At 59.7% G+C, this 10,521-nt stretch carries 13 protein-coding genes and 1 pseudogene; 5 read left to right on the top strand and 9 right to left on the bottom strand.

Annotated features, from left to right (window positions below; all coding sequences use genetic code 11):
• The 5 genes and pseudogenes from Q4Q11_RS28885 to Q4Q11_RS28865 form a co-directional block, all read right to left on the bottom strand.
• Positions 1–106: pseudogene (locus Q4Q11_RS28885) on the bottom strand (phosphoribosylformylglycinamidine synthase subunit PurQ); the annotation flags it as partial.
• Entirely contained in the window at positions 103–363 is a 261-nt protein-coding gene (locus Q4Q11_RS28880) for a hypothetical protein (protein ID WP_112510829.1), read from the bottom strand. The gene Q4Q11_RS28880 and the pseudogene Q4Q11_RS28885, both read right to left, overlap by 4 nt.
• A 19-nt stretch (positions 364–382) precedes the next feature.
• The gene (gene purS / locus Q4Q11_RS28875; protein WP_112510831.1) at positions 383–625 is read right to left on the bottom strand and encodes a phosphoribosylformylglycinamidine synthase subunit PurS; all 243 of its coding nucleotides are present in this window, start codon (positions 623–625) and stop codon (positions 383–385) included.
• 17 nt (positions 626–642) lie between these two features.
• Entirely contained in the window at positions 643–1,407 is a 765-nt protein-coding gene (gene purC / locus Q4Q11_RS28870; protein ID WP_112510833.1) for a phosphoribosylaminoimidazolesuccinocarboxamide synthase, read from the bottom strand.
• Between the two features lie 354 nt (positions 1,408–1,761).
• Positions 1,762–2,316, bottom strand: coding sequence for an RBBP9/YdeN family alpha/beta hydrolase (locus Q4Q11_RS28865; RefSeq protein ID WP_113214210.1), 555 nt, complete (start codon positions 2,314–2,316; stop codon positions 1,762–1,764).
• Between the two features lie 170 nt (positions 2,317–2,486).
• On the opposite strand from Q4Q11_RS28865, the gene Q4Q11_RS28860 reads away from it, so the two are divergent.
• Together Q4Q11_RS28860 and Q4Q11_RS28855 are read left to right on the top strand one after the other, a co-directional pair.
• A complete protein-coding gene (locus tag Q4Q11_RS28860) occupies positions 2,487–3,287 on the top strand; it encodes a DUF2189 domain-containing protein (RefSeq protein WP_112510921.1) in 801 nt (266 codons plus the stop codon).
• An 85-nt stretch (positions 3,288–3,372) separates the two neighbouring features.
• Positions 3,373–3,888 carry a low affinity iron permease family protein gene (locus Q4Q11_RS28855; RefSeq protein ID WP_112510835.1) on the top strand — a complete coding sequence of 172 codons (516 nt, stop codon included), beginning with the start codon at positions 3,373–3,375 and terminating at the stop codon, positions 3,886–3,888.
• Here Q4Q11_RS28855 and purB read toward each other — a convergent pair.
• The 4 genes from purB to Q4Q11_RS28835 form a co-directional block, all read right to left on the bottom strand.
• A complete protein-coding gene (purB, locus tag Q4Q11_RS28850) occupies positions 3,869–5,170 on the bottom strand; it encodes an adenylosuccinate lyase (RefSeq protein WP_112510923.1) in 1,302 nt (433 codons plus the stop codon). The genes Q4Q11_RS28855 and purB overlap by 20 nt on opposite strands.
• A 118-nt stretch (positions 5,171–5,288) precedes the next feature.
• Positions 5,289–5,708, bottom strand: a complete 420-nt coding sequence (locus Q4Q11_RS28845; protein WP_498571614.1) for a hypothetical protein — start codon at positions 5,706–5,708, stop codon at positions 5,289–5,291.
• An 88-nt stretch (positions 5,709–5,796) separates the two neighbouring features.
• Entirely contained in the window at positions 5,797–6,483 is a 687-nt protein-coding gene (gene rpe / locus Q4Q11_RS28840) for a ribulose-phosphate 3-epimerase (RefSeq protein WP_498571613.1), read from the bottom strand.
• Positions 6,484–6,564: 81 nt separating this feature from the next.
• The gene (locus Q4Q11_RS28835) at positions 6,565–7,647 is read right to left on the bottom strand and encodes an ABC transporter substrate-binding protein (RefSeq protein ID WP_498571612.1); all 1,083 of its coding nucleotides are present in this window, start codon (positions 7,645–7,647) and stop codon (positions 6,565–6,567) included.
• Positions 7,648–7,810: 163 nt separating this feature from the next.
• Between Q4Q11_RS28835 and Q4Q11_RS28830 the strand changes: the two genes are divergently transcribed.
• The 3 genes from Q4Q11_RS28830 to Q4Q11_RS28820 are packed head-to-tail and all read left to right on the top strand — an operon-like array spanning position 7,811 to position 10,508.
• A complete protein-coding gene (locus Q4Q11_RS28830; protein WP_498571611.1) occupies positions 7,811–8,311 on the top strand; it encodes a flavin reductase in 501 nt (166 codons plus the stop codon).
• A gap of 19 nt (positions 8,312–8,330) precedes the next feature.
• Positions 8,331–9,260, top strand: a complete 930-nt coding sequence (locus tag Q4Q11_RS28825) for an AAA family ATPase (RefSeq protein WP_112510841.1) — start codon at positions 8,331–8,333, stop codon at positions 9,258–9,260.
• 3 nt (positions 9,261–9,263) lie between these two features.
• Entirely contained in the window at positions 9,264–10,508 is a 1,245-nt protein-coding gene (locus tag Q4Q11_RS28820; RefSeq protein WP_498571610.1) for a vWA domain-containing protein, read from the top strand.
• Positions 10,509–10,521: the final 13 nt, after the last annotated feature.

The raw sequence follows: 10,521 nt of genomic DNA, 5'->3' as shown, positions 1-10,521 counted from the left end.
CCGTCTGCCAGACCGTTACGGGCGCATGGCCGGAAATCTTGGTCAGCGCCGCGATCATGTCACGGTCGCGATTAAGGCCGGGGAGTTGAACAACTGCTGATTTCATGGGTGCGGCTCATATTTCGTTTGTGCTGCTTCTGCGAGCTCACGCAGTTCAGGACGGCGCTCAATGCGTTCCAGGCGCTCTTCGTGCCGCATAAGCGTGGTGTGGATATTCAGAAGGTCCCGATGAACCGCAACGAGACCCGTTCTGAAAGCGTTCATCTCCGCTTTCATCTCCCGAATTTCGTCTTTCGTCGACGATTGTTCCGCCTGGATTTTCTTCAGCAGCTCATACATCAACTCTTGCGTCACTTCGACCATTACACAGGCTCCACAATCCTTAGTCGAGAGCGATACTATAATTCTCGATGACCGTATTGGCGAGGAGCTTTTCGCACATGGCTCGAAGATCTGCTTCCGCCTTTGCCTTGTCGGCGCCGTCCAGTTCGATGTCGAAGACCTTGCCCTGGCGGACCTGATGGACGCCGTCAAAGCCGAGTGCGCCGAGCGCGCCCTCGATTGCCTTGCCCTGCGGATCGAGAACGCCGTTCTTCAGCGTAACGGTTACACGAGCCTTGATCACGATTGTCCTTTCTGAGCTTACTTGACGAGAACCGGGCCTGTGCCGCGCACGGGTTCGTTTTCATTGATGATGCCGAGGCGGCGAGCCACTTCGGAATAGGCTTCCAGCAAGCCGCCCATGTCGCGGCTGAAGCGATCCTTGTCCATCTTCTCATGGGTTTCAATATCCCAGAGGCGGCAGCTGTCCGGCGAGATTTCGTCCGCGAGGATGATCCGCATCATGTCGCCTTCGAAGAGACGGCCGCATTCGATCTTGAAATCGACGAGCTGAATGCCGACGCCGAGGAAAAGGCCGGTCATGAAATCGTTGACGCGGATGGCGAGCGCCATGATGTCGTCGAGTTCCGCAGGATTGGCCCAGCCGAAGGCGGTGATATGCTCTTCGGAGACCAATGGGTCCTCGAGCGCATCGGACTTATAGTAGAACTCGATGATCGAACGCGGCAGCACCACACCTTCCTCGATGCCGAGGCGCTTGGCAAGCGAGCCGGCGGCGACATTGCGCACGACGATCTGGAGCGGAATCATCTCCACTTCCTTGATCAGTTGCTCGCGCATGTTGAGGCGGCGGATGAAATGCGTGGGAATGCCGATCTTGTTCAGATGGCTGAAGATATATTCGCAGATGCGATTGTTCAGAACGCCCTTGCCATCGATGACTTCGTGCTTCTTCTTGTTGAAAGCGGTGGCGTCGTCCTTGAAGAATTGAATCAGCGTGCCCGGCTCAGGCCCTTCGTAAAGGATCTTGGCCTTGCCTTCGTAAATACGGCGGCGACGGTTCATTGGTATTGTTCTCTGTCTTTGGCGCTCTTGGGATAGCGCAAGTGGATCATATGTGGGCGTCCCATAACGGATAAGAAGCGAATTCACAATCCGCCTACGCCTCCTTCCTCGGAATTCCGGCCCTGGCGGGGTGCCAATGCTGGGAATCGGGATCCTGTGATGACTTGTTTTACAGGCTTTTGTCTGACGATGGAATGAAAGTGTCCGGTACTTCACAGGCTACTGCATAATTCTTCGAACCGGAATCGATTTAAGGAATTATGCAGTAAGTTTAAGCCCTGCGCGTCATGCATGACGGGACGCGTTGCAGTGAGGTGTAAGGGCGCTCCTGTCCGTCTTCGCCCGTCGATAAAACTACGGTTTCAACTGGCTGAGGAACCTGGCGAAGACCATCGTGCCCTCGGGCCAAGGTCCGTGGCCGGATTCTGTATTGATGTGGCCGGACTCTCCGGCATCGATCAGCAGCGAGCCCCAGCTGTTGGCAATGTCGTCGGCATGTTCGTAGCTGCCGAAGGGGTCGTTGCGGCTGGCAATGGTGATCGAGGGAAACGGCAGCGGATCGCGCGGGTAAGGGCCGAAGGTCATCAGATGCTTCGGCCGGATGCCGGGATTGGCGACATCGGGCGGCGCGACGAAGAAGGCGCCGGCGATCTTGCTGCGAAAATGCGGGATCGCATGGATCACCGAGGGAACGCCGAGGGAATGCGCGACCAGTACGACCGGCTTGTCCGAGGCATTCACCTCCTCTGCGATACGGGCGACCCAATCATCGCGCACGGGCTTGGACCATTCGGCCTGTTCCACGCGCCGCGCCGTCGAGAGCTTCTGCTCCCAGCGTGTCTGCCAGTGGTCCGGGCCGGAATTGGTATAACCGGGAATGATGAGGATATCTGCGTCTGAGGTCTTCATGATCGCGCGATGTGGAAAAGGTGAACCCAACTGTCAAGGGAAAAAGGCGACAATTGCGGCAAAATTTGCTACTATCGGCTCAGCCGGTAGCGAATGACGATGTCGGCATCCATTTTGCCGCCATCCTAGCACCGCCGACCGAGCACATCGAGGTTGAGGAGGAGAGCATTATGACGGCCTTTCATGTCATGGCCGGAGCGGACCATACTTTCGCCCGCCCAGCCATCCGCAAGATAGGTATTGCCGATCTCGTCGATGCCCTGAAGCTGGGGCTGGACGATTTCAGCGAGAAGCCATCGCATTATGTCTTCCTGTGTCTGATGTATCCGATAGCCGGCATTGCGCTTGCGATCTGGAGCACGGACCAGAACCTGCTGCCGCTGTTGTTTCCATTGATGTCCGGTTTTGCCTTGCTAGGCCCGATGGCCGCGATCGGCCTCTATGAGATCAGCCGGCGGCGCGAGAAGGGACTGGATACGTCGTGGAGCCATGCTTTCGATGTGCGCTTCTCGCCGGCCCTGCCGTCGATCATCGTTACGGGCCTCATGCTGTTCGGTCTGTTCATCGTCTGGCTCTTCGTGGCGCAGAACGTCTATTTCATCTTTTTCGGCGACGGCGTGCCGCCCACGCTCTCGTCCTTCGTGTCGAGTGTGCTCACGACGCGCGAAGGCATGGCGATGATGTTTTGGGGGGATCTGATCGGCTTCGTCTTCGCGCTCGTCGTGCTGGCGACCACGGTCGTCACTTTCCAGATTCTGCTGGACCGTGATGTTGGTGTCGTCGCCGCGATCGATGCCAGCATCCGGGCGACGCTGATCAATCCGATCCCGATCGCAATCTGGGGCCTCATTGTGGCAGCGCTGCTCGTGGTCGGGACCATCCCGATCTTTGCGGGGCTGGCGGTCGTCATGCCGATACTCGGTCATGCATCCTGGCATCTCTATCGCAAGCTGGTTGCCGCCCAGGATTAGACTTTCGGGCTTTCGGCGGTTCCTTGCATCGTTGGAACTGCGACGGGGTTTCCACGTTGAGCCGCATCATCAGGAGATGCGGATCATGGCTCGCCTCACACATATTTTTACCCGCTTCGCGGTTGTGGTTTCGGAGTGGACCGGCAAGCCGGCCATCTTCGTCCTTGCTCTGCTTTCCGTCGTTCTCTGGGGTACCACCGGACCGATCTTCAACTATTCGGATACATGGCAACTCGTCATCAATACGAGCACGACGATCGTCACCTTCCTGATGGTTTTCCTGCTCCAGAACGCGCAGACCCGCGATACGCGGGCCATTCAGGCCAAACTCAATGAGCTGATCCTGACCAGCGCCGCTGAAAATCGCTTCGTCGGAATCGAAAACCTCGATGAAGAGGATCTGAAGCATCTCGACAGGCTGGTCGAGAAGGCGGCAAAACGCCATCAAGATCGGCTGACGGATGAAGTGAACGAAGCCGCAGCTGATGATTTTCCAGTCGTCGCCAAGTCTGCCGCGAAAAAGAAGAGGCGGCGCGTAAGCCGCACCGCCTCGACGAAATCACAATCCAAAACGGGAAACTCTAGCCGAAAACCCGCTTGAAGATCGTGTCGACATGCTTGGTATGATAGCCAAGGTCGAATTTTTCGCGGATATCCTCTTCCGAAAGAGCGGCGCGCACTTCCTGGTCCGCCAGCAGCTCCTCAAGGAAGTCCTTGCCTTCTTCCCAGACCTTCATCGCATTGCGCTGGACCAGACGGTAGGAATCTTCGCGAGACACGCCGGCCTGGGTCAACGCCAGCAGCACGCGCTGCGAATGAACAAGTCCGCGGAACTTGTTCAAATTCTTCATCATATTGTCCGGATAGACGAGAAGCTTGTCGACAACGCTGGTGATGCGGGCGAGCGCAAAATCGAGCGTGACGGTCGCATCCGGGCCGATCATGCGCTCGACGGAGGAGTGCGAGATATCGCGCTCATGCCACAGAGCGACATTCTCCATGGCCGGAATGGAGTAAGAGCGGACCATGCGGGCGAGACCCGTCAGGTTCTCCGTCAGCACCGGATTGCGCTTGTGCGGCATGGCCGAGGAGCCCTTCTGGCCGGGCGAAAAATATTCTTCCGCCTCCAGAACCTCGGTGCGCTGCAGGTGGCGGATTTCGGTGGCGAGACGCTCGATCGAGGAAGCGACGACCCCGAGGGTGGCGAAGAACATCGCATGACGGTCGCGCGGGATGACCTGGGTCGAGACCGGCTCTGGTTTCAGGCCGAGAGCGGCGGCGACATGTTCTTCAACGCGCGGATCGATATTGGCGAAGGTGCCGACGGCGCCGGAAATGGCGCAGGTGGCGACTTCTTCGCGGGCGGCGATCAGGCGCTGCTTGCAGCGTTCGAATTCGGCATAGGCGAGCGCCAGCTTGACGCCGAAGGTTGTCGGCTCCGCGTGGATACCATGCGAACGGCCGATCGTGACCGTGTCCTTATGCTCGAAAGCGCGGCGCTTCAGGGCTTCCAGCAGCTTGTCGATATCGGCGAGCAACAGGTCGCTGGCGCGCACGAGCTGCACGTTGAAGCAGGTATCGAGCACGTCCGAGGAGGTCATGCCTTGATGAACGAAACGGGCGTCAGGACCGACGATTTCGGCCAGATGCGTCAGGAATGCAATGACATCGTGCTTGGTGACAGCTTCGATCTCGTCGATGCGCGCGACGTCGAAAGTGGCCTTGCCGCCCTTTTCCCAGATGGTGTCCGCGGCCGACTTCGGGATGACGCCGAGAGCGGCCAGCGCATCACAGGCATAGGCTTCGATCTCGAACCAGATACGAAACTTGGTTTCGGGCGACCAGATGGCGACCATTTCCGGTCGGGAGTAGCGCGGGATCATGGGCTCAAAGCTTTCTTGGCTGACGGAAAGGGAAAACTCGGCGCCCCCATAACAAAGACGGGCGGCGATCACAATGTTTCAAGGGCACAATGTTTGTCGGACCAATCTTTCGTGCGCCTTAACGGACCTGTCGCGCAAGATAGGCTGAAACGGCGATCAGGCATAGCAGTCCCAACGGCAGAAATAGGGTAAGGCCAAGGACGGCGAACTGATAGATGGCGCTGGCGCCGGTAAACAGGAACTGGAACGTCCAGATGAGCGAGCCGAACGGCGCATGCCAGCGCGAATAGAACCAGCGATAATCCATCGCGAACAGGAATGCCGTCATGGCCGCGGTGCCAATGGCCAGCACCAGAAAGAAGGCGGCGAAACGCGCACTTGTCGGTCTGTAGCGCGTGAAGCGCCGGGCAAGCGGCACGAGGATGGGCCATGAGAGGGCGCCGCCAAAGAAATAGACGAGTGTAAGGGCGGTTACGTGGCTGGTCAGAAGGCCATTGCGCAAATAGAGGGCCGTCAGCGCCGACGCGGACATGGCCATGCCCCAGCCGATCGCACCGCGGAAGACTTCGAGGCAATACGATGCGACGGACCGCGTCCTGGCCGTCGCGCTGAAGATGTGGGTCGGATTAGTTCGATCCAACGCGGCCTCGTTCGGCGGCAGCCCTGAGATCGCCCACCGTCTGCCGGTAGGCCTCGACCGATTCGCCCTTGAAGATGGCAGAACCAGCAACGAGGACATTGGCGCCCGAAGCCGTAATGAGCGGAGCTGTATCGACCGAAACGCCGCCATCGACCTCGAGCTCGATCGGCCTGTCACCGATCATGGACTTGGCGCTGCGGATCTTGTCGGCCATGGCAGGGATGAACTTCTGTCCGCCGAATCCCGGATTGACCGACATGATCAGGATCAGGTCGATATCGTCGAGCACGTTTTCGAGCACGGAAAGCGGCGTTGCCGGATTGAGGGTAACGCCGACCTTTTTGCCAAGATGGCGGATCGTCTGCAGCGAACGATGCAGATGCACGCCGGCTTCTGCATGGACCGTGATGCGGTCGCAGCCGGCCTTGGCGAAGGCTTCCAGATAGGGGTCAGCCGGCGAGATCATCAGGTGGCAGTCGAAAGTGGCGGATGTATAGGGGCGCAGCGCTTTGATGACATCGGCGCCAAAGGAGATGTTGGGTACGAAATGGCCGTCCATGACATCCAGATGGATCCAATCGGCTCCGGCTTCGGTCACATCCTTGACTTCCTGGCCGAGCTTGGCGAAGTCGGCTGCGAGAATGGAAGGGGCAATACGGATCGGCAGGGTCATGGGTAGCTGAGCTCCATCTGATTATTTCGCGCCTGGATTACCACCGCTGCAATAGGCAAACAACCGCCCGAGCGGCATGCCTCAGTTCGATGGCGTCGTCACCGGCACGAAGGCATTGCCGCGCCATTCCAGCAGGCGAAAGGGATTTTCAGTCAATTCGTGGTTCTGCCCGAAGGAGATCGGACCGATCGCTGTCTGGAATTCCGTGCCGGCGAGTTTGTCGGCAATCGGCCTGTTGTCCGCTTTCGCACCTGCAGCCGCCTGACTGGCGATCTGAGCGGCAGCAGCGGCCGGCAGGATATATCCATCCGGTTCGATGCCGCCGGCGCGCATGGCCAGCGTGGTCTGCTGTGCTGCCGGCAGGCTGGCATAATCAGGCAGTGCGATTGCCTGCACGCCTTCCAGCAAAGGCACCGGCTGGTCGGCGGCGCGCATGGCATCGCCGCCCATCAGGACCAGCGGGATGTTCTCGCTCTTTGCGTCGCGAGCGATCACGGCGACATCGCTGCGATCGCCGCAGACGAAAACGCGCGTGGCGCCGGCCTTCTTGAGGCGGCGCACAAGCGCGATCTGCTGATCCTGGCCGGGGCGATAGGTATCGGTGAAGACCGGCTTCAGCCCCTTTTCCTCCAGCGCGCTCCGGATAGCGCCGACCAGTTCGCGGCCGTGGATCGTGCCGTCGTCGATCAGCGCCATCGGTTCCGCCGCCCAGTTTTTCAGGATGGTGTCGATGGCCATGGCCGCCTCGGCACTGTCCAGCGGGGCCAGCTGAAAGAGCGGCCAGCCGTTCTTCAGAGCATCCTCCATCAGGATGCGTGAGCGCACGGAAACCGTAACGACGGGAATGCCGGCATCCTTGAGGCGCGGCAGTGCGCCCTCCAGGGTCTCGGTGCAGAGAAAGCCGATCGCGATCTGTGCCTTGGCCGCAACCAATGCTTCCGCGGCGGCCCGACCGCCATCTTCAGTGCAGGGCTCGTTCACGACCGTTGCTGCGTCCTTTTGGGCTTGGATTTCGAAATTGGCTCCGGCGACGATCTCTGCGCCCAGCGTTGCAAAATTGCCGTCCTGGGGTGCCACGATCCCGATCTGGATTCCCGCGGCGTAGCTGCTGCCGGCCGCCGAAAGCAGCACAAACAGGAGCGGAAGGCGACGCAGAACGTTCATCGATCGATTATCCCGAGCAATTTTTCTGCTCTATTTATCCGTCTGGAGGGGATCGTCAAAGAAAAAGCAGCAAAATCCGTTCGTTTTCAATAATGCTATTGTAGAAAAGCTAACGCCTGCCCGCCATATTGAGCGAAAGACAAGGTATCACAGAAAAATGGAGATGGTGGTGCTAGACAGGAAGCGTATGGATCCGGCGCTTTATCGCGATGCCATGAGCCGCTATGCGGGACATGTGCAGCTCGTGACGACGGCGCTCGGGGCGGAGCGGCGCGGCGTGACGATTACCGCCGCCTGCTCGGTGTCGGACGATCCTGCGACGGTTCTGATCTGCCTCAACAACAGCAACGAGAAGAACGAGATCTTCTTCAAAAGCGGCATATTCGCTCTGAACACGCTTAGCGCAGATCATCAATCTCTGGCTGATGCCTTTTCCGGGAAGACCCAGTTGACCGTCGATGAACGCTTCGCTGCCGGCAAATTCGAGACGCTGGCGACGGGCGCTCCGGTGCTTGCCGATGCGCTTGCCGCCTTCGATTGCCGCGTGATCGAGATCAAGCAGGCCACCACCCACAACATCATCTTCGGCGAGGTGATGGCCATTCGCTACAGCGAGCCAAAGCCGGCTTTGCTCTATATGAACCGGGGCTATCACACGCTATAACCCCTTCAAGGGAGTTGTCATGGCGGATCAGACATCACTTTCGCTGCCGAGTTCGATCGATGAGACGATAGCGCTGCTCGGCGCCCATGACTATCTGGCCGGACGCGCGCTCGGCACGGTCCTGTTTCTTGCGTTGAAGATGAGACGGCCGCTTTTTCTGGAGGGGGAGGCTGGTGTCGGCAAAACGGAAATCGCCAAGGTCTTGTCGAAGGCGCTCGACCGGCCGTTGATTCGCCTGCAATGCTATGAAGGGCTGGATGTTTCTTCGGCCGTCTACGAGTGGAACTATCCCGCGCAAATGCTGGAAATCCGCCTGGCTGAAGCATCCGGTCTCACCGATCGAGATCGTATCGAGGCCGATATCTTCTCTGAGCGCTATCTCATCCGCCGGCCGGTGCTGCAGGCGCTGTCGGGGGGCGGAGGACGTGCACCCGTCTTCCTGATCGACGAGCTGGACCGGACCGACGAGGCTTTCGAGGCATTCCTTCTGGAAGTGCTTTCCGATTTTCAGGTAACGGTGCCGGAGCTCGGCACGATCCGCGCGGCGGAGCCGCCCATTGTCATCATCACCACCAACCGGACGCGCGAGGTGCATGACGCACTGAAGCGGCGCTGTCTCTATCATTGGGTCGATTATCCTGGGGCCGAACAGGAGCTTGAGATCATCCGCCGCAAGGTGCCTGGCTGCAACGGGGCACTCTCGCGCCAGATCGTCGCCTATGTACAGAAGCTGCGCACGCTCGACCTCTTCAAGAATCCGGGCGTCGCCGAGACGATCGACTGGGCGACCGCCCTGACCGAGCTCGACCGGGTGGCGCTCGATCCGGAGACTGTTTCGGATACGCTGGGCACGCTGCTGAAATATCAGGACGATATCGCCCGCATCCAGGGGGCCGAAGGCAAGCGCGTGCTCGACGAGGTGAAATCCGAATTGCTTGCGGCGGGATAAGCCATGGGACCGGGCGCGCAGAACGGCATCACTGCCGCACAGTCACCGCCCGGTGATGGACGCCTTGCCGATAATATCGTGCTGTTCGGTCGGGCGCTGCGCAAGGCTGGCCTCAAGATCGGGCCTGGAGCGATTGCGGATGCCATTGAGGCGGTTGAGACCATCGGCATCGGCTCCCGCGAGGAATTTCATGCTGCCCTGTGTTCGATCTTCGTCAAGCGGCATGAGGATCTCGCGGTATTCGACGAGGCATTCCGTCTGTTTTGGCGCTCCCGCGATCTCGTTGCCAAGATGATCGCCATGATGTCGCCGGTCGCTCCCGATCATCGGGAAAAGGAAAAGCCGAAGCCGGGCGAGAGCCGGGCAAGCGATGCGCTGCTGAGCGACCGCAACGAGCGCCGCCCGCAGCGCGAAACGCCCGATATCGAGATCGATGCACGATTTACCAGCTCCGGCAGCGAGGTGCTGCGCCACCTGGATTTCGCGCAGATGTCGGCGGCGGAAATTGCCTGCGCCAGGAGAGAGCTCGAGAAGCTGCGACTGCCGCTGGACCGCGTGCGCACACGCCGTTTCGCGTCGTCGCGCACGTCGGCAAGGATCGATCCCCGCGCGACGATGCGCTCCGCCTTGCGCACGGGAGGAGCGCTGATCCTGCCACGCTTTCGACGGCCGAAGGAAATGCAGCCGCCGCTTGTCGTGCTTGCCGATATTTCCGGCTCGATGAGCCAGTATACGCGTATCTTCCTGCATTTCCTGCATGTTTTGACCGAGCGGCGGCGCCGCGTTCATACGTTTCTGTTCGGAACGCGCCTGACCAATGTGACTAGGGCGATGCGCCACAAGGACCCGGATCAGGCGCTGGACGAATGCGCAGCGGCGGTGCGCGACTGGTCGGGCGGGACGCGGATCGGCGAGACGCTGAAGGAGTTCAACAGACTATGGGCGCGCCGGGTGCTCGGGCAGGGTGCGATCGTGCTTTTGATCACCGATGGGCTGGAGCGCGAAGGCGTGGAATTGCTTGGAGCGGAGATGGATCGCCTGCACCGCTCCTGCCGGCGGCTCATCTGGCTCAATCCGCTCTTGCGCTTCGAGGGTTTCGAGGCGCGTGCCCGCGGTGTAAAAGCAATGCTGCCGCATGTTGACGAATTCCGTCCCGTTCACAATCTATTATCTCTGGCCGATCTCGTATCGGCTCTCACCGCCCGCCGCGCGGATATCCATGATCCCAGGCGGTTTCTCGGCAAATGATGAGGCTCTGATG

Source organism: Rhizobium sp. UFLA01-1127 (assembly GCF_059803845.1).
The sequence above is the reverse complement of the archived record's forward strand: the minus strand, read 5'-3'. Positions and strand labels throughout refer to the sequence as shown.

What these genes read in the sequence shown, in the direction of transcription:
- Q4Q11_RS28880 (WP_112510829.1), bottom strand. Translation starts at nt 363, where the DNA reads ATGGTCGAAGTGACGCAAGAGTTGATGTATGAGCTGCTGAAGAAAATC.
- purC (WP_112510833.1), bottom strand. Translation starts at nt 1,407, where the DNA reads ATGAACCGTCGCCGCCGTATTTACGAAGGCAAGGCCAAGATCCTTTAC.
- Q4Q11_RS28865 (WP_113214210.1), bottom strand. Translation starts at nt 2,316, where the DNA reads ATGAAGACCTCAGACGCAGATATCCTCATCATTCCCGGTTATACCAAT.
- Q4Q11_RS28860 (WP_112510921.1), top strand. Translation starts at nt 2,487, where the DNA reads ATGACGGCCTTTCATGTCATGGCCGGAGCGGACCATACTTTCGCCCGC.
- Q4Q11_RS28855 (WP_112510835.1), top strand. Translation starts at nt 3,373, where the DNA reads ATGGCTCGCCTCACACATATTTTTACCCGCTTCGCGGTTGTGGTTTCG.
- purB (WP_112510923.1), bottom strand. Translation starts at nt 5,170, where the DNA reads ATGATCCCGCGCTACTCCCGACCGGAAATGGTCGCCATCTGGTCGCCC.
- Q4Q11_RS28845 (WP_498571614.1), bottom strand. Translation starts at nt 5,708, where the DNA reads ATGGCCATGTCCGCGTCGGCGCTGACGGCCCTCTATTTGCGCAATGGC.
- rpe (WP_498571613.1), bottom strand. Translation starts at nt 6,483, where the DNA reads ATGACCCTGCCGATCCGTATTGCCCCTTCCATTCTCGCAGCCGACTTC.
- Q4Q11_RS28835 (WP_498571612.1), bottom strand. Translation starts at nt 7,647, where the DNA reads ATGAACGTTCTGCGTCGCCTTCCGCTCCTGTTTGTGCTGCTTTCGGCG.
- Q4Q11_RS28830 (WP_498571611.1), top strand. Translation starts at nt 7,811, where the DNA reads ATGGTGGTGCTAGACAGGAAGCGTATGGATCCGGCGCTTTATCGCGAT.
- Q4Q11_RS28825 (WP_112510841.1), top strand. Translation starts at nt 8,331, where the DNA reads ATGGCGGATCAGACATCACTTTCGCTGCCGAGTTCGATCGATGAGACG.
- Q4Q11_RS28820 (WP_498571610.1), top strand. Translation starts at nt 9,264, where the DNA reads ATGGGACCGGGCGCGCAGAACGGCATCACTGCCGCACAGTCACCGCCC.